This is a genomic window from Pseudomonas oplopanacis, assembly GCF_057128725.1.
Genome location: NZ_JBSKHV010000003.1, coordinates 49,142 through 69,695, shown reverse-complemented (window position 1 = coordinate 69,695; position 20,554 = coordinate 49,142). Strand labels below are relative to the sequence as shown.

Annotated in this window: 20 protein-coding genes; 14 read left to right on the top strand and 6 right to left on the bottom strand. The window is 59.6% G+C overall.

Translation table 11 applies throughout. From position 1 onward, the window contains the following. Window positions 1-107 precede the first annotated feature (107 nt). Complete coding sequence (gene tauD / locus ACWKV5_RS08260; RefSeq protein WP_483840902.1) at window positions 108-950, top strand: taurine dioxygenase; 843 nt, start codon at window positions 108-110, stop codon at window positions 948-950. 153 nt (window positions 951-1,103) lie between these two features. Here the strand turns inward: tauD and mgrA are convergent, their stop codons facing one another. From mgrA to ACWKV5_RS08240, 4 genes are all read right to left on the bottom strand, one after another. Further along, window positions 1,104-2,141: an L-glyceraldehyde 3-phosphate reductase gene (mgrA, locus tag ACWKV5_RS08255; protein ID WP_483840901.1), complete on the bottom strand. Its 1,038-nt coding sequence runs from the start codon at window positions 2,139-2,141 to the stop codon at window positions 1,104-1,106. A gap of 136 nt (window positions 2,142-2,277) precedes the next feature. Further along, the gene (locus ACWKV5_RS08250; protein ID WP_483840900.1) at window positions 2,278-2,742 is read right to left on the bottom strand and encodes a type II toxin-antitoxin system HicB family antitoxin; all 465 of its coding nucleotides are present in this window, start codon (window positions 2,740-2,742) and stop codon (window positions 2,278-2,280) included. Next, a complete protein-coding gene (locus ACWKV5_RS08245) occupies window positions 2,739-2,921 on the bottom strand; it encodes a type II toxin-antitoxin system HicA family toxin (protein WP_483840899.1) in 183 nt (60 codons plus the stop codon). The genes ACWKV5_RS08250 and ACWKV5_RS08245 overlap by 4 nt, the downstream gene beginning before the upstream one ends. A 128-nt stretch (window positions 2,922-3,049) precedes the next feature. After that, on the bottom strand, window positions 3,050-3,940 hold the full coding sequence (locus ACWKV5_RS08240; protein ID WP_483840898.1) for a LysR family transcriptional regulator: 891 nt from the start codon (window positions 3,938-3,940) through the stop codon (window positions 3,050-3,052). Window positions 3,941-4,057: 117 nt separating this feature from the next. On the opposite strand from ACWKV5_RS08240, the gene ACWKV5_RS08235 reads away from it, so the two are divergent. Both ACWKV5_RS08235 and ACWKV5_RS08230 read left to right on the top strand, forming a co-directional pair. Continuing rightward, entirely contained in the window at window positions 4,058-4,795 is a 738-nt protein-coding gene (locus ACWKV5_RS08235) for an SDR family oxidoreductase (RefSeq protein ID WP_483840897.1), read from the top strand. A gap of 137 nt (window positions 4,796-4,932) precedes the next feature. Further along, entirely contained in the window at window positions 4,933-5,193 is a 261-nt protein-coding gene (locus ACWKV5_RS08230) for a hypothetical protein (protein WP_483840896.1), read from the top strand. Between the two features lie 17 nt (window positions 5,194-5,210). Here ACWKV5_RS08230 and betT read toward each other — a convergent pair whose 3' ends face one another. Together betT and epsC are read right to left on the bottom strand one after the other, a co-directional pair. Continuing rightward, the gene (gene betT, locus ACWKV5_RS08225; RefSeq protein ID WP_177327593.1) at window positions 5,211-7,166 is read right to left on the bottom strand and encodes a choline transporter BetT; all 1,956 of its coding nucleotides are present in this window, start codon (window positions 7,164-7,166) and stop codon (window positions 5,211-5,213) included. 367 nt (window positions 7,167-7,533) lie between these two features. Beyond that, the gene (epsC, locus tag ACWKV5_RS08220; protein ID WP_027922246.1) at window positions 7,534-8,460 is read right to left on the bottom strand and encodes a serine O-acetyltransferase EpsC; all 927 of its coding nucleotides are present in this window, start codon (window positions 8,458-8,460) and stop codon (window positions 7,534-7,536) included. Between the two features lie 190 nt (window positions 8,461-8,650). Here epsC and ACWKV5_RS08215 point away from each other — a divergent pair, with 190 nt between their 5' ends. From ACWKV5_RS08215 to ACWKV5_RS08165, 11 genes are all read left to right on the top strand, one after another. Then, window positions 8,651-9,649, top strand: coding sequence for a D-cysteine desulfhydrase (locus tag ACWKV5_RS08215; protein WP_483840895.1), 999 nt, complete (start codon window positions 8,651-8,653; stop codon window positions 9,647-9,649). 346 nt (window positions 9,650-9,995) lie between these two features. After that, window positions 9,996-10,796, top strand: coding sequence for a cystine ABC transporter substrate-binding protein (tcyJ, locus tag ACWKV5_RS08210; protein ID WP_483840894.1), 801 nt, complete (start codon window positions 9,996-9,998; stop codon window positions 10,794-10,796). Beyond that, window positions 10,796-11,461 carry a cystine ABC transporter permease gene (gene tcyL / locus ACWKV5_RS08205; protein ID WP_483840893.1) on the top strand — a complete coding sequence of 222 codons (666 nt, stop codon included), beginning with the start codon at window positions 10,796-10,798 and terminating at the stop codon, window positions 11,459-11,461. Before tcyJ ends, tcyL begins: the two co-directional genes overlap by 1 nt. Before the next feature lie 3 nt (window positions 11,462-11,464). Beyond that, window positions 11,465-12,217 (top strand): L-cystine ABC transporter ATP-binding protein TcyN, encoded by a 753-nt coding sequence (tcyN, locus tag ACWKV5_RS08200; protein ID WP_483840892.1) that lies wholly within the window; start codon window positions 11,465-11,467, stop codon window positions 12,215-12,217. Between the two features lie 492 nt (window positions 12,218-12,709). Further along, window positions 12,710-13,474, top strand: coding sequence for a hypothetical protein (locus ACWKV5_RS08195; protein WP_483840891.1), 765 nt, complete (start codon window positions 12,710-12,712; stop codon window positions 13,472-13,474). A 368-nt stretch (window positions 13,475-13,842) separates the two neighbouring features. After that, window positions 13,843-15,084 (top strand): SfnB family sulfur acquisition oxidoreductase, encoded by a 1,242-nt coding sequence (locus ACWKV5_RS08190; RefSeq protein WP_483840890.1) that lies wholly within the window; start codon window positions 13,843-13,845, stop codon window positions 15,082-15,084. A 38-nt stretch (window positions 15,085-15,122) separates the two neighbouring features. Then, the gene (locus tag ACWKV5_RS08185) at window positions 15,123-16,316 is read left to right on the top strand and encodes an SfnB family sulfur acquisition oxidoreductase (protein ID WP_483840889.1); all 1,194 of its coding nucleotides are present in this window, start codon (window positions 15,123-15,125) and stop codon (window positions 16,314-16,316) included. Next, window positions 16,316-17,674: an LLM class flavin-dependent oxidoreductase gene (locus ACWKV5_RS08180; protein WP_483840888.1), complete on the top strand. Its 1,359-nt coding sequence runs from the start codon at window positions 16,316-16,318 to the stop codon at window positions 17,672-17,674. The genes ACWKV5_RS08185 and ACWKV5_RS08180 overlap by 1 nt, the downstream gene beginning before the upstream one ends. Window positions 17,675-17,801: 127 nt before the next feature. Continuing rightward, window positions 17,802-18,611: a MetQ/NlpA family ABC transporter substrate-binding protein gene (locus ACWKV5_RS08175; protein ID WP_483840887.1), complete on the top strand. Its 810-nt coding sequence runs from the start codon at window positions 17,802-17,804 to the stop codon at window positions 18,609-18,611. Window positions 18,612-18,613: 2 nt separating this feature from the next. Further along, the gene (locus tag ACWKV5_RS08170; protein ID WP_483840886.1) at window positions 18,614-19,735 is read left to right on the top strand and encodes a methionine ABC transporter ATP-binding protein; all 1,122 of its coding nucleotides are present in this window, start codon (window positions 18,614-18,616) and stop codon (window positions 19,733-19,735) included. Beyond that, entirely contained in the window at window positions 19,725-20,369 is a 645-nt protein-coding gene (locus ACWKV5_RS08165) for a methionine ABC transporter permease (protein WP_027922257.1), read from the top strand. The genes ACWKV5_RS08170 and ACWKV5_RS08165 overlap by 11 nt, the downstream gene beginning before the upstream one ends. The last annotated feature ends 185 nt before the right edge of the window (window positions 20,370-20,554 follow it).

Genomic DNA, 20,554 nt, shown 5'->3' with positions numbered 1-20,554 from the left:
CTCGCGAATGCTGAGTGTCAGCCAAAGCTGCTGCAACTGATCCACCGCTTTCGCGAGCAGGCTCGCTCCCACACAAAGCATGACCCCCGAATTCGAAGAGAACCACCATGAGCCAGTTGACCATCGTTCCTTTAAGCTACGCCCTCGGCGCACAGATCAGCGGCGTCGACATCAGCCAGCCGCTGACCCCGGAGCAACGCAACGCCATCGAACAGGCGCTGCTCAAACATCAAGTGCTGTTCTTCCGTGAGCAGCCGATCACCCCACAACAGCAGGCACGATTCGCCGCCAATTTCGGTGACCTGCACATCCACCCGATCTACCCGAATGTGCCGGAACAACCGGAGGTATTGATCCTCGATACCGCCGTCACCGACGTGCGTGACAACGCGATCTGGCACACCGACGTGACCTTCCTGCCGACCCCGGCCATGGGCGCGGTGCTCAGCGCCAAGCTGCTGCCGGAGTTTGGTGGCGACACGTTGTGGGCCAGCGGGATTGCCGCGTATGAAGCGTTGTCGGCACCGATGAAAAGCTTGCTCGAAGGGCTGACGGCGACCCACGACTTCACGCGTTCGTTTCCATTGGAGCGTTATGGCAACACACCAGAAGCGCTGGCTCAGTGGGAAGAAGCGCGGCGCAAGAATCCGCCGCTGTCGCACCCGGTGATTCGCACACACCCGGTGAGCGGACGCCGCTCGTTGTTCGTCAACGAAGGCTTCACGTCGAGGATCAATGAGCTGTCGGAAACCGAGAGTGAAGCGATTTTGAAGTTGTTGTTCGCCCACGCAACGCGGCCGGAATTTACCATTCGCTGGCGCTGGCAGAAGGATGACGTGGCGTTTTGGGATAACCGCGTGACCCAGCATTACGCGGTGGACGATTACCGGCCGGCGCGGCGGGTGATGCAGCGAGCGACGGTGTTGGGAGATGTGCCGTTTTTCCGGTGATCCCTGAACTCTGCGGTGATTGATATGGCCCCTTCGCGAGCAAGCCCGCTCCCACATTTGACCGTGTCCTTACTTGGCAACTCGGTCAAATGTGGGAGCGGGCTTGCTCGCGAAAGCTATCTAACAGGCACCGAATAGTCCGGCGCCAATCGCTTACTCAGCCGTCGAAGGCTTCTCCCAAAGATTGATCCCGCCTTCCTGGGCAAACCGGTCAATCTCCGCCAATTCTTCTGCGCTAAAGCTCAAATTCTTCAACGCCCCGACGTTCTCGATAATCTGCTCCGGCCGGCTCGCGCCGATCAGCGCCGAGGTCACCCGCGGATCGCGCAGCGTCCAGGCCAATGCCAGTTGCGCCAGACTCTGCCTACGGCGCTTGGCTATCTCATTGAGCCCTCGCACATGCGCAATGTTGGCCTCAGACAGGTGCGAGGACTGCAACGAACCACCGCCCGGACGATTGACCCGCGCATCCTTCGGAATGCCATTAAGGTATTTATCGGTCAGCAGCCCCTGCGCCAACGGCGTGAAAGCAATCACGCCAGTGCCGAGTTCGTCGGTGACGTCCAGCAGGTCCTTTTCAACCCAGCGATTGAGCAGGTTGTAGGCCGGCTGGTGAATCAGCAACGGTACTTTCCACTCTTTCAACAGTGCCGCCATTTCACGGGTCTTCACCCCGGAATACGACGAAATCCCGATGTACAACGCCTTGCCTTGTTGCACAGCGGTGGCCAGTGCGCTGGCGGTTTCTTCCAGCGGAGTGTCCGGGTCGAAACGGTGCGAATAGAAAATGTCCACGTAATCCAGGCCCAGGCGCTGCAGGCTTTGATCCAGGCTGGCGAGCACGTATTTACGCGAACCGCCGCCCTGCCCGTAAGGGCCAGGCCACATGTCCCAACCGGCTTTGCTGGAGATGATCAACTCATCGCGATACTGCTTGAAGTCTTCACGCAGCAAACGACCGAAGTTGATCTCGGCACTGCCGTACGGCGGGCCATAGTTGTTGGCCAGGTCGAAGTGGTTGATGCCCAGGTCGAACGCGGTGCGCAACAACGCGCGCTGGGTATCGATCGGCGTGCTGTCACCGAAGTTGTGCCACAGGCCCAGGGACAGTGCCGGCAGCACCAGACCGCTGCGACCCACGCGGCGGTAAGGGATGGAATCGTAGCGGTTTTCGGCAGCGGTGTAGGTCATCGAATCCTCTCTTGTCGGTCTTGAATGTGGTATCGACTGCTTCGCAAGTTGCCCAGCATACGCCCAGACAAACGCCGATAAACCTCGGACTCGAGAAAATGCTGAAACGTTTCACAGATTTTTAATCTGACCCACTTTATGCCGACAACTCACGCAACGCGGCAGCTGCTAAAAACCCGGATCTTGAGCTGTATCGCTGATCTCGCCTGACCGTCTGGTCGATACGCTCAAGCAACTGCTCTGGAAGCGTGGCATTAAAGCGCACTGACTTGCCGAAGTACGGCGTGATATCGAACTCGACCACCCCCCACACTCCGCCCGCGTAATCGGGGTTATCCAGATGAGCATCAATCTCTCGCACCAGAGGCAATGGGTCACCATCGGCGACCAGGCCTTCATAGTGCAACGCCAACGCCTCCTTCACGTTTTCAAATGCCTGCGCCACCGTAGCGCCAGCGGAGAAACAACCCGGCACGTCCGGGATAATCACTCCGTATTCTGAGTCGGCATCCTTGTGCAGAACGACCGGGAATTTCATTTCGGTGAGTCCTTCCTGTGATGTGGCCTCTTTGAGGCTCTCGTTTCCGATGTCGGGCCTCATTTCAGACCCGCCTGTTTCAATATGCTGTTGATCGTCCCTTTTGGAAGATCCGAATCAGGGTGCTTGATCGTTACCCTGCCTGGCTTATACAAATGCTTGTACTGATGGTGGCTGCCTTTGACGACCACCAGATACCAACCATCCTCCTCGATCATCCTGATCATTTCCCGACTTCGCATCACCTTCGTCCTTGTGGGCAGCATCTGCCGAGCACATTACGCGATGACCACAGGATTTATACACACGATACACACTCTGATAAATATTAACAGAATGCAAGCCGGTAAGAGTGGCCGTAGACCACCGGCTACCTCGCCCCCGCAAACACCTCCCCCAACCAATCCACAAACACCCGAACCCGTGGCGACATGTGGCGGTTATGCGGATACAGCACCGATACCGGCATCGGCGGGGGTGGTGTGTCGGTGAGGACTTCCTGCACCAGCCCTTGGGCAATCTGGGTTTCCATCCGGTAATGCGGGCACTGGATCAGCCCGAGCCCGGCAATGGCGGAGGCGGCGTAGATTTGCGCGCCGAACACTGACAGCGCGCCGTCGATGGCGACTTCCTTGAGTTCGCCATTCACCATGAATTCGAACGGAAACAACTTGGCGCTGGTGCGCGAGACGTAGTTCACCGCGCGGTGATGCTTGAGGTCGTCGAGGGTTTTTGGTTCGCCGAATTTGCGCAAATACGCGGGGCTGGCGCAGGTGATCTGGCGCAGGTTGGCGATGCGTTTTCCGATCAGTGCCGAATCACTCAACGTGCCCGCGCGCAGTACACAGTCGACGCCTTCGGCGATCAAGTCGACAAAGCGGTCGGACTCGCTGATGGACAGTTCGATCTGCGGATAGCGTTCCATGAACTGCGGCAATGCGGGGATCACAAAACTTTTCGCCAGCGTGCCGTGCAGGTCGACGCGCAACCGGCCTTTCGGTGCACAGCCACGAAACGCCAGTTCAGCCTCTTCCAGTTCCGCCAGCAGTTGCACGCAACGCAGGTAATACGCCTCGCCGTCCAGCGTCGGGCGCACCTTGCGCGTACTACGCTCCAGCAACCGCGTGCCGAGCCAGGCCTCGAACTGGTTCAGGGTGTGCGTCAACGTGGCACGCGGCAGGTTCAGGTCTTCGGCCGCCAGGGTGAAGCTGCTGCGCTCGTAAATGCGCACGAACACCTTCATCGCTTTGACTTGATCCACGCAGCCTCCGATTGTTGGCGATTATTGAACAGTCAAGGCAACTCTCGTGTATTTATCGGCCTGAGTAAACATGTGAATCTGGCTTCACACCGAGCCCCCTCATCAGGAATCAACACCATGACTGCTACTCAGAAAGTTGCCATCGTCACCGGCGCCTCGCGCGGCATCGGCGCTGTAATCGCCAGACAATTGGCCAGCGACGGTTTCGCCGTCGCGATCAATTACGCCAGCAGCGCCACTGAAGCGTCGGCCCTGGTGGTGGAGTTGCGTCAGGCCGGCCATCAAGCCATAGCGATCAAGGCTGACGTGGCCAACGCCGACGACGTGCGCCGGATGTTCGACGAGACCGAAACACAACTGGGGAAAGTCGATGTGCTGGTCAACAACGCCGGCATCCTCAAGGTGCTGCCGCTGGCGCAGCACACCGATGAATTGTTCGAACAGACGTTCAACATTCACGCACGCGGCACGTTCAACACCTTGCGTGAAGCGGCGACGCGATTGAACAGCGGCGGTCGGATCGTCAATTTTTCCAGCAGCACGGTCGGCCTTAACTTGCCGGGTTACGCGGTGTACATCGCCAGCAAAGCGGCGGTGGAATCGCTGACCCAGGTGTTTGCCAAGGAAATGCGCGGACGCAACATCACCGTGAATGCCGTGGCGCCGGGGCCGGTGGCCACCGAGCTGTTTTTGCATGGCAAGAGTGAGGAGCAGATTCAAAGTTTCGCGAAGATGCCTCCACTGGAACGCCTGGGCCAGCCGGAGGATATTGCTCGGGTGGTGTCGTTTCTGGTGGGGCCGGATTCGGCTTGGGTCAATGGACAGATTTTGCGCGCTAATGGTGGGTTGGTTTAACTATGCTCAATCCGAGACCATAGTGACCCTTTCGCGAGCAGGCTCGCTCCCACATGAGATCGAGGTCTAATGTGGGAGCGAGCCTGCTCGCGAAGGCGGCCGATCAGGCAACAAAAATCTGAAGGATGGACCTCACCATGCACACAGCCATCATCATCACCTTCGGCCTGGCCCTCCTCGCCATGATGCTGTTCATCGGCGAGAAAGTCGGCTTCAGCCGCCAGACCCTGACCTACTGCTTCGTGGTCCTGTGGCTGGCGCTGACGGTGATCAACGGCGCCATCGGCGTGGTCACTGCCGGCCAGTCCTTGAGCTCGGAGCTGGGGATTGGCACGGTGGTGTTCAGTGTGCCGGTGGCGGCGCTGGTGCTGTTCATGGTGTTGAGCGCAGAGGCCTGAAGACAGACCCCGCGTTACTAACGCACCAAATGCAAAAACTGCAGATGCCGTTCGTACTGGTCAAGGATGTCGTTGATGATCTGATCCTTGGTGTAACCCACCAGATCGTAATCCTGACTGCCCTCGCTCAAATGCACCTCTGCCCGGTAGTAACGACGGTTGTTGAGCTGCTTGGAGCCCATGCCGCCACGGGCAAAGGATGGCGTGAAGTAACCGCGCATCTGCACCTGATAAATGAACGGATGCTCTTCACCGTGACCGATTTCCAGGCTGACGCTGTCGTTGACCGGGTCCGGTTGGGTGATCACGTTCAAACCCTTCTCGACGAACACCGCCGACACTTCCTCGATCGCCGGGCGCACCGTCGTATCGAGAAAACGGTACACCTCATCCCGGGACGGGAAGTGCACCGCCTGACTCAGGCGCTGACGCCAGCCGCCGCGCCGTGAGCCGGCCACCGGGGCAAGGGAATGCAGTTGCGCGATCTGCTTCTGCGACTCCAGGTAGAACGCCTTGTGCAGCCCCCACATCATCAATAGCAGAATCAGCGAGAACGGTAGCGAGGTCAGCACCACCGCCGACTTCAACGCATCGATGCTGCCGGAGAACAACAGCGCACTGGTCACCAGCGCGGTCATCGCGCCCCAGAACACCCGCAGCCATTTCGGCCCGTCTTCATCCGGGTTGCCGCCCTTGGCGGACAACGTCGACAGCACCACCGTGCCGGAGTCGGCCGAGGTGACGAAGAACACGAAGCTGATGAACACCGTCACGGCGATCACCGTTTTGCTCCACGGATAGGTTTCCAGCAGCAAGTAGAGGGTCATCGACGGGTTGTCGATGGCCGACATGCCGAGCGCGCTCATGCCATGGTTGAGCACTTGATCGATGGCGCTGTTGCCGAAGATCGACATCCACGCCAGGGTGAAACCGAGCGGGATCAGCAACACGCCGAAGACGAATTCGCGGATCGTGCGGCCACGGGAAATCCGCGCGATAAACAGGCCCACGAACGGTGACCATGCGATCCACCAGGCCCAGTAAAACACCGTCCAGCCGCCCAGCCAGTCGCTGGGTTTGTCGTAGGCGTACAGGTCGAAACTCTTCATCGGCAAGGCGCCGAGGTAGTCGCCGATGTTCTGGATCAGCGTGTTCAGCAGGTGCTGCGTGGGGCCGGCAAACAACACGAACAGCAGCAGCGCGCAGGCCAGCAGCATGTTGATGTCGGACATCACCCGCACGCCTTTATCGACACCGGACACCGCGACGATGATCGCCGCGCCCATCATCAGCGTGATCAGGCCGACCTGTATCCACTGGGTGTGAGCGATGCCAAACAGGTAGTCCAGCCCGGAGTTGAGGTGCAGCACACCGAAGCCCATGTCGGCACCGAGGCCGAACACCGTGGCGATGATGCCGAAGCCGTCCACCGCATAACCGATGGGACCGTTGATGCGCTTGCCGATCAGCGGATACAGCGCCGAACGCAAGGCCAGTGGCAGGTTGTGCCGGTAGGCGAAGTAGGCCAGCGCCATGCCGACAAAAGCGAACACGCCCCAGCCGTGCAGGCCCCAGTGCAGAAACAGAATCTGCATCGCCTGACGCGCAGCCTCCGGTGTACCGGCCGTGCCTTGAGGCGGTTGCGCCAAATGCGTTAGCGGCTCGGACACGCAAAAGAAAAACAGCGTGATGCTGATCCCGGCGGCGAACAACATGCCGGCCCAGGACAGGTAACTGAATTCGGGTTCGTCGTGGTCGGCACCGAGCTTGATCTTGCCGTAGCCGGACAAGGCGGTGACCACCACGAAGACCAGATACAGGGTCATCGCGAGCATGTAGTACCAGCCAACCGTATTGGCCGCCCAGTTTTGCGCTGCCAGCAACCAGGCACCGGCTTGCTCGGGCATGGCGATGACGACAATGCCGAAGAGCAAAATGAAGCTCGCCGAGAAGTAGAACACCGGCGGATTCATGCGGACCAGGCCGCTGGGTGGGATAGACGATGCACTCATGAAACGTGCACCTCGACGGGGTAAAACGTGGCTGTAGAAATCAGACTCAGCAAAGGCAAGCCTCCTGTTGTGAGCGGGCAGCGAACTGCCGATTTAACTTGAATGAACGTTCAAGTTAAACATGAATAGGGGGCTAAGGACTAATCCCTGGGCTCGGCGGTACGGTTTGTACGCTAGCTCAAGGGAGGAAATAAGCAGGATTTAAAAGCTTCGCGAGCAGGCTCGCACAGGGTTCCTGGTCGGTCACAACGTTGTGTGCACCAGAGATCCATTGTGGGAGCGAGCCTGCTCGCGAAGAGGCCAGTGCAGTCAACGGAGATTCAAAGGCCTACTTCTGCGTCCCGTCATCATGCTGCAAATTCGCCTGCGTCAGGTTGCAACCCGCCGGCACGCTGCGGGTCAGCCACACGTTGCCGCCAATGGTCGACCCCTTGCCGATGGTGATCCGCCCCAGAATCGTCGCCCCGGCATAAATCACCACATCATCCTCGACAATCGGATGCCGCGGATGGCCCTTCTGCAACTGACCGTCTTCATCAGACGGGAAGCGCTTGGCGCCCAGTGTGACCGCCTGATAAATCCGCACGCGCTCGCCGATAATCGCGGTCTCGCCGATCACCACGCCTGTCCCGTGATCGATGAAGAAGCTGCGACCGATCTGCGCGCCAGGGTGAATGTCGATACCGGTAGCCGAGTGGGCGATTTCCGAGCTGATCCGCGCCAGCAACGGCAACCCGGCGCGGTACAAATGGTGCGCCAGTCGATGGTGAATCACCGCCAGGATGCCCGGATAGCAAAGCAACACTTCATCGACACTGCGCGCCGCCGGGTCGCCGTGATAGGCGGCCAGCACATCGCTGTCCAGCAAACTGCGCAGCCCCGGCAGGGCGAGTGCAAAGTCCTGAATGATCTGAATGGTTTTCGCCTCGATGTCCGCCTCCGCCTGCTGACTGTGGCGCGCGGCATAGTGCAATTCGAGTCGTGCCTGGGCCAACAGCGCGTTCAACGCCACATCGAGGGTGTGGCCGACGTAGAAGTCTTCACTCTCTTCGCGCAAATCCACCGGCCCCAGGCGCATCGGGAACAATGCCCCGCAGAGCGCTTCAAGAATCTCCGCCATGGCCGCTCGGGAAGGCAATTCGCGCCCGCCCTGCTCGGTGCTGGCACGGCCATTTTGTGCGCGCCACTGCGAACGCGCCGTGCGCAGTTGGCTGACGATGGTCTGCAGTTGCCAATGACTGGAACGCTCGCTCACGGTAAAAACTCCTCACGGGCGGCCGGACTGTCTGGCCGCGCTGACGGCGTTTACTTTACGGCAAGGTCTTGAGGCCGAATTAAGAACCAATTGTGCAGAGCTAAGAATCTTTGGCTATAAGCGATTGGCGGTTGCCCAGGCAAATGGGCGTGCCTATAGTCCTTTCATCTTTCTCCGCCAGTACGGACCCATGATCAAACAACAGCTCGCTCGTTTTAACCGTCTCGATTTACTTGGCCACCCCACCGCCCTGGAAAAACTTGAACGCTTGTCGACCTGGCTGGGCCGCGATGTGTACGTCAAACGCGATGACCTGACGCCACTGGCCATGGGCGGCAACAAACTGCGCAAGCTCGAATACCTCGCCGTCGATGCACTGGCACAAGGCGCCGACACGCTCATCACCGCAGGAGCGCTCCAGTCCAACCACGTGCGCCAGACCGCGGCCATTGCCGCCAAACTGGGCCTGGCTTGCGTCGCGCTGCTGGAAAACCCTTTGGGAACCGACGACGCCAATTATCTCGGCAATGGCAATCGCCTGTTGCTGGACCTGTTCGATACCAAGGTCGAGCTGGTGGAAAACCTCGACAACGCCGACGAGCAATTGCAAGCCCTGGCCGATCGCCTGCGCAACAACGGCAAGAAGCCGTACCTGGTGCCGATTGGTGGCTCGAATGCGCTGGGCGCGTTGGGTTATGTGCGCGCCGGGCTGGAGTTGGCCGAGCAGATCAAGGACACCGGTTTGAATTTCGCCGCCGTGGTCCTGGCCTCGGGCAGCGCCGGAACCCACAGCGGTCTGGCGTTGGCGCTGAGTGAAGCACTGCCGGATTTGCCAGTGATTGGCGTCACGGTTTCCCGTAGTGATGAAGACCAGCGACCGAAAGTCCAGGGGCTCGCCGAACGTACGGCCGAACTGCTCGGCGTGCAGCTGCCAGCGAGTTTCAAAATTGAACTGTGGGACGAATATTTCGGGCCGCGCTATGGCGAGCCGAATGCCGGAACACTGGCAGCCGTGAAGCTGCTGGCGAGTCAGGAAGGCTTGCTGCTGGACCCGGTGTATACCGGCAAGGCCATGGCCGGGTTGCTGGACGGGATCGGACGCGGACGCTTCGATGAGGGGCCGATTATCTTCCTGCACACCGGTGGGGCACCGGCGTTGTTTGCCTACAAAGACTCACTGACTGGATGACGCGTTTTGTGGCGAGGGAGCTTGCTCCCGCTGGGTGCGAAGCGCCCCAAATCTTGCACCGCGGTGTTTTAGTTCAATCGCGGTGACTGGATTTACGACCGCTGCGCAGCCGAGCGGGAGCAAGCTCCCTCGCCACAGGGGTTGCGTCCACCGCATATTCTATTAAAGTATAAATAGATCAATATTTAGTATTTTCCAATCTATAGGCATCATCATATAGTCGCGCCGCAGGCGAATTTGCAGCGAGACGCATATGCTGCTTTAGGGCAGGATATCGCAGTCGTCCAAATCCCGGATTTGCCAACATTCCTAAAGCGTCTTCCATAAGAAAACACAGGGGCTTGTCATGAATTTTTCCGCACTACGTCGAAACCTGCTGGTTGGTTCGCTGGGCCTGGCGCTGAGCGCTGGTTTGCTCGGCCAGGCCGTTGCCGGTGAGCAACTGCAAAAAATCAAGGATGCTGGCGTGATCAACGTCGGCCTGGAAGGCACTTATCCACCGTTCAGTTTCGTTGACGCCGACGGCAAACTGGCCGGCTTCGAAGTCGAGCTCTCCGAAGCACTGGCTAAAAAGCTGGGCGTCAAAGCCAAGATTCAGCCAACCAAGTGGGACGGTATTCTTGCTGCTCTGGAATCCAAGCGCCTGGACGTAGTGGTCAATCAGGTCACCATCTCCGACGAGCGCAAGAAGAAGTATGACTTCTCCGAACCGTACACCGTCTCCGGGATTCAGGCGCTGGTGCTGAAGGACAAGGAAGCCGCGCTGAACATCAAGACTGCCGCTGACCTGTCCGGCAAGAAAGTCGGCGTAGGCCTGGGCACCAACTACGAACAGTGGGTCCGCGCCAACGTGCCGGGTGCTGACGTGCGCACCTACGACGATGATCCGACCAAGTTCGCCGACCTGAACAATGGCCGTACCGACGCCATCCTGATCGACCGTCTGGCTGCGCTTGAATACGCCAAGAAAGCACCGAAAACCGTCGCTGCCGGTCAAGCGTTCTCCCGCCAGGAAGCCGGTATTGCCCTGCGCAAAGGTGAGCCGGAACTGCTGGCAGCCGTGAACAAGGCCCTCGATGAGCTGCGTGCCGACGGCACCCTGAAAAAGCTTTCGGAAAAATACTTCAGCGCTGACGTCACTCAATAATGGAAGAAGCTTTCCAACTCGCACTGGATTCCGCGCCCTTTCTGCTCAAGGGCGCGTACTACACAGTGATCCTCAGCCTGGGCGGAATGTTCTTCGGCCTGGTGATGGGTTTCGGCCTGGCACTGATGCGCCTGTCGCGCTTCAAGCTGGTGAGCTGGATCGCCCGCATCTACGTGTCGTTCTTTCGCGGCACGCCGTTGCTGGTGCAACTGTTCGTGATCTATTACGGCTTGCCGCAACTGGGTGTCGAACTTGATCCGCTGCCGGCCGCCCTGATCGGCTTCTCGCTGAACATGGCGGCCTACGCCTGCGAAATCCTGCGTGCCGCGATCAGCTCCATCGAGCGCGGTCAGTGGGAAGCCGCCGCGAGTATCGGCATGACCCGCGCGCAAACCCTGCGCCGGGCGATCATCCCGCAAGCGATGCGCACGGCCTTGCCGCCGCTGGGCAACAGCTTCATTTCGCTGGTCAAGGACACGGCACTGGCCGCCACCATTCAGGTGCCGGAACTGTTCCGTCAGGCGCAGCTGATTACCGCCCGGACTTTCGAAGTCTTCACCATGTATCTTGCCGCCGCGCTGATCTACTGGATTCTGGCCACGGTGCTGTCGCACCTGCAGAACACCTTGGAAGCGCGGGTCAATCGGCACGACCAGGAGTCCTGACCCATGATTGTCGTGGAAAAACTGACAAAGCAGTTCAAGGGTCAAGTCGTGCTCAACGGCATCGATCTTGAAGTGAAGGAAGGCGAGGTCGTGGCGATCATCGGGCCCAGCGGCTCGGGCAAGACCACGTTCCTGCGGTGCCTGAATTTTCTGGAAGAACCCACCAGCGGCCGGATCAAGGTCGGCGACATCGAGATCGATGGCAGCCGCCCGCTGAACCAGCAGCAAGGTCTGGTACGACGCCTGCGCCAACACGTCGGCTTCGTGTTCCAGAACTTCAACCTGTTCCCGCACCGCACTGCTCTGGAAAACGTCATCGAAGGCCCGATCATCGTGAAGAAGATCCCGCACGCCGAAGCCGTTGTCCTGGGCAAAAAGCTCTTGGCCAGGGTTGGCCTGGCGGGCAAGGAAGATGCTTACCCGCGACGCCTTTCCGGTGGTCAGCAACAGCGCGTGGCGATTGCCCGGGCGCTGGCGATGGAGCCGGAAGTGATCCTGTTCGATGAGCCGACCTCGGCGCTCGATCCGGAACTGGTCGGTGAAGTGCTGGCGACCATCCGCAGCCTCGCCGAGGAGAAGCGCACCATGGTCATCGTCACGCATGAAATGGGTTTTGCCCGGGATGTGGCCAATCGTGTGGTGTTTTTCGACAAGGGTGTGATCGTTGAACAAGGCGAAGCAAAAGCGCTGTTTGCCAACCCGAAAGAAGAACGAACAAAACAGTTCCTCAGCAAGTTTCTGAACAACACTCACTGAAACATCGCTTCACTACTTGTTAACTTCCATGGATGGAAGTGACAACTACCCTGCCAACAAACGCCCTTCCCACCGACTCTTTTCACTTACATCTTAGATAATTTATCGGATGCCTTGTGCGGTACATATATATGTCCTGCAACAGGTCTTTCTCACCTAAGATTTGCTAAACCCTGCGCCCGATGCCGCGCAAGTCTCAGCCATCAGCATCATGAGTGCGCGGTTAAAATCGTGGCCATGTTCGACAGCGTGCTGCGGCATATTAACTTCAGCACGTAGGATTATTCTGAATAACAGGTGATCCAACACTTAACCAGCCAACTCTATTGACACCTATTCAAGCGCACTCTTATCTAGTCGCCAACAGGCGCCAACCTTTGCACTTCAGCTTACTTCCAACTTCCAAGTAACAAGCCGATTTGTTGCCGGGTAATGCGCGCCTTTGAACTTTCAGAAACGGAACTTCGCTGCAAGGCTTCAAGGAGAAAAACCATGACAAGCACTTCGAACACACCCGAACTTGCGGCCCCGACCCTGGCGCAATCGCACAAGGCCGGGGTCAACATGATTGCCGCGACTCATCTCATGATCGACGTGGCGCCCTACCCCGGCATGGACGCTGGCGACCTGATCGAACTGTTCTGGGACAACTGCTACGTCGCTTCCCGCGTACTGGACGCCGACGACGTCGGTGAAGTGATTGGCCTGCGCGTGCCGGAAAGCTTCATTGCCAACGGCAGCGTACGCATTCATTACAAGGTCATGCAGGTGGGGCAAGGGCCTGCGTTGTCACCGGCGACGCGGGTCCAGATCAAGCTGGATTGCCCTGGTGGCCCGCTACCAGCCCTGTGCGGCGATGAAAACCAAAGCCTGGCACCGGTGGGGCTCCCCGAAACCATCCGCCGCCAAGGGGTCAATCCGAACCAGATCAAGCGTGGCGTACCGCTGACCATCGAACCTTATCTGAACATGGCCGTCGACGATGAAATCACCCTGCGCTGGGGCGATGTGCGCATGGACCTGCCCCGGCTCAAGGCAGACGAGGTGGGCCAGCCGATTCAGGTCTGGGTACCGCCGGCAATCATTCTCGAAGCCGGCGAAGACCTGCGGCTGGAAGTGACCTATTGCATCCTCGACCGCGTGGGCAACAACTCGCGTTGGGCACCCCCGCGCTGGCTGAAGATTGGCTGCGCCAATCCCTATCTGAAGGCCCGGCCGAAGGAGATGTTGATGGCGGCCGAGCCCCGCAAAAAATGACACCAAACCTGTGGCGAGGGAGCTTGCTCCCGCTGGGTGCGAAGCACCCCAAAATCTGAAATCGCATTTTTCCCAGTTGAAATGCGTTAGCCAGTTTGCGACTGCTGCGCAGTCGAGCGGGAGCAAGCTCCCTCGCCACAGGGATTGCGGTGACCTCTCTAGAACACCCTTCTATGTATATTCCTAAAAGTTAGTTTATTAATTTTTTATACGCGCTTAGGGTATATACACCGGACCACCGGACATTCTTGATTTTATTCGTCGCCACCCCGCGACGATCCCATGAGATGTGAGGTAGGTATGGTCCGGAACACAATCACCCCAGTGCAGATCGCCAGGGCATTGCGTGCAGCCAAGGAGAGGCACTGATGTCCAGTCTGGCAGATGCAATCGTTCAGAGTGATCTGGACATCGCCCCCTTGTTGTTGCCCGCGCAAGTCTTGCGCAACGACGCACAAGCCATCGAAGCCGCCCATGATCTGGCGCAAGTAGCTCGTCTTCACGCAGCCAAACGTGACCGGCAGCGCAAGTTGCCATGGTCGGAAATCGAACAGTTCACCCGCAGCGGTTTAGGCAGCATTGCCATCCCCCGTGAGTACGGTGGCCCACAGGTTTCTTTCGTCACCGTCGCCGAGGTGTTCGCGATCATTTCCGCGGCAGACCCGGCCTTGGGGCAGATCCCGCAGAACCAGTTCGGCATTCTCAACCTGGTGCTGGGCAGTGCCACTGAAGCGCAGAAAAAACAGCTGTTCAAAAGCGTGCTCGACGGTTGGCGCATCGGCAATGCCGGGCCTGAGCGCGGCACAAAAAACACTCTGGAACTCAAGGCGCGCATTACCGTCGACGGCGACGGTTTTGTCCTCAATGGCCAGAAGTTTTACTCCACCGGCGCACTGTTCGCCCACTGGGTCGCGGTCAAGGCGCTGAACGACGACGGCAAGCAAGTGCTGGCCTTCGTCCGTCGCGGCACGCCGGGGCTGCGCATCGTCGATGACTGGTCGGGCTTCGGTCAGCGCACCACCGCCAGCGGCACCATTTTGCTCAACAACGTGCGGGTCGACGCCGAGTTGGTGGTGGACAACTGGAAGATCAACGACAAGCCGAACCTGCAGGGCGCCGTGTCGCAACTGATTCAAGCCGCCATCGACGCGGGGATCGCCCGGGGCGCCATCGACGACGCCATCGAATTCGTGAAAACCCGCGCGCGTCCATGGATCGACGCCAAGGTTGAACGAGCCAGCGACGACCTCTATGTGATTGCGGATATCGGCAAGTTGAAAATCGAATTGCACGCCGCCGAAGCGCTGCTGCGCAAGGCCGGGCAAGTACTGGATCAGGTCAACGCCGCCCCCGTCACCGCCGAGTCGGCCGCCCGCGCCTCGATTGCCGTGGCCGAAGCCAAAGTGCTGACCACCGAGATCTCGCTGCTGGCCAGCGAAAAACTTTTCGAACTGGCCGGCAGCCGCGCCACCCTCGCCGAATTCAATCTCGACCGCCATTGGCGCAACGCCCGCGTGCACACGCTGCACGACCCGGTGCGCTGGAAGTATTACGCCGTCGGCACCTATCACCTCAACGGCACCTTGCCGGCGCGGCATTCCTGGATCTGACGACCCGTACCCTTTTGACCAGATCTCTGGAGAAACACATGACTTATTCCCACCACGTCGCGGTCATAACCAGCGATGAGCACGCCCTGGTCGTCGCCAGTGACTTGGCTGACGATTTCAAACGCGACAGCGCGCTACGCGACCGCGAACGCCGTTTACCGTACCCGGAACTCGAAGTGTTTTCCCGCTCGGGCCTGTGGGGCATCAGCGTACCCAAGGAGTACGGCGGCGCCGGTGTGTCCAACGTGACGCTGGCCAAGGTAATCGCCTTGATTGCCCAGGCTGACGGTTCGCTTGGGCAAATCCCCCAGAACCATTTCTACGCCCTCGAAGTGCTGCGCGTGAACGGCAGCCCTGCGCAGAAACAACGCCTGTACGCCGAAGTATTGGCCGGCCAGCGCTTCGGCAATGCACTCGCCGAACTCGGCACCAAAACCGCACACGACCGCGTCACCAGCCTCAAGCGCGACGGTGACGGCTATCGCATCAACGGTCGCAAGTTCTACGCAACCGGCGCGATTTACGCGCAACGCATCCCGACCTCGGTGGTGGATGAACACGGCGTGCAGCAACTGGCCTTCGTGCCGCGCGACAGCAAAGGCCTGACGGTCATCGACGACTGGAGCGGCTTTGGCCAGCGCACCACCGGCAGCGGTTCGGTGGTGTTCGAAGACGTGTACGTGGCGGCCGAGGACGTGATCCCGTTCCAGAGTGCGTTCGAACGCCCGACCACCGTCGGCCCGCTCGCGCAAATCCTTCACGCCGCCATCGACACCGGCATCGCCCGCGCCGCCTATGAAGATGCGCTGCATTTTGTGCGCACCAAAACCCGACCATGGATCGACGCCACCCATGAAAAAGCCACTGACGACCCGCTGACCATCAAGAGTTTCGGGCACTTGAGCATTCGCCTGCATGCCACCGAAGCCCTGCTGGAACGCTCCGGCGAATTCCTCGACAAGGCCCAGGCCGACACCAACGCCGAGACTGTCGCCGCCGCCTCGATTGCCGTCGCCGAAGCCCGGGCCATCAGCACCGAAATTTCCCTCGCCGCCGGCAGCACGCTGTTCGAACTGGCCGGCAGCCAGGCGACCCTGATCGAACACGGCCTGGACCGGCACTGGCGCAACGCCCGCGTGCATACCCTGCACGACCCGGTGCGCTGGAAGTATCACGCGGTGGGCAACTACTACCTCAACGATGAAAACCCTCCGCTACGAGGGACCATCTGATGGCCGACGCGAAAAAGAAAATCCTGCTCAACGCGTTCAACATGAACTGCATCGGGCACATCAACCATGGCCTGTGGACGCACCCACGGGACAATTCCACGCAGTACAAGACCATCGAATATTGGACCGAACTGGCGCAGCTGCTGGAGCGCGGGCTGTTCGACGGACTCTTCATCGCCGACATCGTCGGCGTGTACGACGTCTATCAGAACTCGGTGGACGTGCCGCTGAAAGAATCGATCCAGCTGCCGGTCAACGACCCGCTGCTGCTGGTGTCGGCCATGGCCGCCGTGACCAAAAACCTCGGCTTCGGCCTGACCGCCAACCTCACTTACGAACCGCCGTACCTGTTCGCCCGACGCATGTCGACGCTCGATCACCTGAGCCGTGGCCGGGTCGGCTGGAACATTGTCACCGGCTACCTCGACAGCGCCGCCAAGGCCATGGGCCTGAGCGAACAGGTCGAGCACGACCGTCGTTACGACCAGGCCGAGGAGTACCTGGAAGTGCTCTACAAACTCTGGGAAGGCAGCTGGGAAAACGGCGCGGTGCTCAACGACCGCGAGCAACGGATCTACGCGCAACCGGAGAAAGTGCACAAGGTCGAGCACAAGGGCGAGTTCTATCAGGTCGAGGGTTGTCACCTGTGCGAGCCGTCACCGCAGCGCACACCGGTGCTGTTCCAGGCCGGCAGTTCGGATCGCGGTTTGCTGTTCGCCGGGCGCCATGCCGAGTGCGTGTTCATCAGTGGCCAGAACAAACCGTCGACCAAGGTTCAAGTGGACAAAGTCCGCGCCAGCGCCGTTGAGGCCGGACGTAATCCCGAGGACATCAAGGTGTTCATGGGCCTGAACGTGATTGTCGGCGCCACTGAAGAACTGGCCTGGGCCAAGCACGCCGAGTACCTGAGCTATGCCAGTGCCGAGGCTGGCGTGGCGCATTTTTCAGCATCGACCGGGATCGATTTTTCCGAATACACCATCGACGAACCGATCCAGTACGTGAAGAGCAACGCGATCCAGTCGGCGACCAAAAACCTGCAAAACAACGACTGGACCCGCCGCAAATTGCTCGAACAACACGCCCTCGGTGGCCGCTACATCACGGTGGTCGGCTCACCCGAACAAGTGGCGGATGAACTGGAATCGTGGATCGCCGAAACCGGCCTGGACGGCTTCAACCTGACACGGATCGTCACCCCGGAAAGCTATGTGGATTTCATTGAGCTGGTGATTCCGGAGTTGCAAAAGCGTGGGTCGTACAAGACCGCTTATGACGATGGCAGCTTGCGGGAGAAGCTGTTTCACGCAGAGGCGCATTTGCCTGAGCAACACACCGGCTCGGCTTACCGCCGCTAAAAGCTTCGCGAGCAGGCTCGCTCCTACAGGGATTGTGTGAACACCAAAAAACCACTGTGGGAGCGAGTCTGCTCGCGAAGAGGCCCGCCCAATCACCCCAAATTTATGCACTGACTGGAAAACCATCATGACCAAGACCTACTTCTCTCACCCAGTCAAAGCACTGGCCCTGGCCCTCGGTCTGTTCAGCTCGGCAGTATTCGCCGCCGACGCACCATTGAAAATCGGCACCACCGCCGCCTTCGCCATCCCCCTCGAAGCCGCCGTCGAAGAGGCCTCCAAACAAGGCCTGAAAGTCGAGCTGGTGGAGTTCAGCGACTGGATCGCCCCGAACGTCAGCCTCGCCGCCGGTGACATCGACGTGAATTATTTCCAGCACATCCCGTTCCTGGAAAACGCCAAGGCCGCTTCCGGTTTTGACCTGGTGCCGTTCGCACCGGGAATCATCAACAACGTCGGCCTCTACTCGAAGAAATACAAAAGCTTCGACGAACTCCCACAAGGCGCCAGCGTCGCTATCGCCAACGACCCGATCAACAGCGGCCGCGGCTTGCAACTGCTGGCCAAGGCCGGCCTGATCACGCTGAAACCGGGCGTCGGCTACAAGGCCACCGAAGAAGACATCATCGCCAACCCGAAGCAGATCAAAATCCTCCAGGTCGAAGCCGTGCAACTGGTGCGCGCCTACGACGATGCTGATCTGGTCCAGGGCTACCCCGCTTACATCCGTCTTTCGAAGACCTTCGATGCCGGTTCCGCGCTGCTGTTCGACGGCCTCGACCACAAGGAATACGTGATCCAGTTCGTGATCCAGCCGAAGAGCAAAACCGACCCGCGCCTGATCAAGTTCGTCGACATCTACCAGCATTCGCCGGCCGTTCGTGCAGCGCTGGACAAGGCTCACGGCAAGCTCTACCAAGCTGGCTGGGAAAGCTGAGGATGACGGTAGCCACCCAACTGCGACTGGAAATTCCAGAGCCCCATAACGCTATACAAACCGAACTGCACCCGGACCTGAACCGCGCCCACGTACGTTTCATCGGTCTGGGCAAAACCTACAACGGTCAGCAGGGTCCGGTGGCGGCATTGCACGGCATCGACCTGGCGATCCAGCACGGTGAAGTGTTCGGCATCATCGGCCGCAGCGGTGCCGGCAAATCGTCGCTGATCCGCACCATCAACCGGCTGGAGCAGCCGAGCACCGGCCGCGTGCTGATCGATCAGGTGGACATCGGCGAGTTCGATGAAGACCGCCTGGTGGCGCTGCGTCGACGGATCGGCATGATCTTCCAGCACTTCAACCTGATGTCGGCCAAAACGGTGTGGCAGAACGTCGAGCTGCCGCTGAAAGTCGCCGGTGTGCCCAAGGACAAACGCGAGCAGAAGGTTCGCGAACTGCTGGAACTGGTGGGCCTGCAAGGCAAGCACAACGCGTATCCGGCGCAGTTGTCCGGCGGGCAGAAACAGCGCGTCGGCATCGCCCGCGCGTTGGTGCATGACCCGGCGATTCTGCTGTGTGACGAAGCCACTTCAGCGCTGGACCCGGAGACCACCCAATCGATCCTCGGTCTGCTGCGCGAGATCAATCAGCGCCTGGGCCTGACCATCGTCCTGATCACGCACGAGATGGCGGTGATCCGCGATATTTGCGACCGCGTCGTGGTGCTCGAACACGGCAAAATCGTCGAGCAAGGGCCGGTCTGGGAAGTCTTCGGCAACCCGCAGCATGAAGTCAGCAAGACCTTGCTCGCCCCGCTGCAACACGCCCTGCCGGAAGAACTGCAAAGCCGTTTGCGCCCACTGCCGCCATCCTCGGACGCGGCGGTGGTGCTGCGTTTGCAGTTCACCGGCAGCGCCACCGACGAGCCGGACCTGGCCGCGTTGTTCAGCGCCCTCGGTGGTCGCGTGCGCTTGCTGCAAGGTGGCGTGGAACGGATTCAGGGCCATGCGCTGGGGCAGTTGTTGTTGGCGGTCACCGGCTCGCCGTTGGATGCCGAAGATTTATGCCAGCGCGCCAGCCAATGGGCACAACAGGTGGAGGTGCTGGGTTATGTGGTTTGATCGCTTGCTGCAAGGCTTCATCGACACCTTCCTGATGGTCGGTGTGTCGTCATTGATCGCGCTGTTGGTGGGCATTCCGCTGGCGGTATTTCTGGTCACCAGCTCCAAGGGCGGGATCTACGAAGCACCGACGCTGAACCGTGCATTGGGCGCGTTTGTGAATCTGTTCCGCTCGATTCCATTCTTGATTCTGATGGTGGCGTTGATTCCGTTTACCCGGCTGATTGTCGGCACCACGTATGGCGTCTGGGCGGCCGTGGTGCCGCTGACTATCGCCGCAACGCCGTTCTTTGCACGGATTGCCGAAGTCAGTTTGCGTGAGGTCGATTTCGGCTTGATCGAAGCCGCGCAGGCGATGGGCTGCCGGCGTTGGCACATCGTCTGGCATGTGTTGCTGCCGGAAGCGCTGCCTGGGATTGTCGGCGGGTTCACGATTACGCTGGTGACGATGATCAACTCATCGGCCATGGCAGGGGCGATTGGGGCCGGAGGGTTGGGCGACATTGCGTACCGGTATGGGTATCAGCGTTTTGACAGCCAGATCATGTTGACGGTGATTGTGTTGCTGGTGGTGTTGGTGGCAATCATCCAACTGGGTGGGGATCGGTTGGCTCGGGGGCTCAACAAGCGCTGAGTCTGCTGCAACTGTCGAGCTTTTGTGGCGAGGGAGCTTGCTCCCGCTCGATTGCGCAGCAATCGCAAAACCTGCCGACCGGGTTAATCTGACACACCTGATTGAATGGATTGGGTCTGCTTCGCAGCCCAGCGGGAGCGAGCTCCCTCGCCACAAAAACACCGCTGCCGAAGGTGATCACTGAC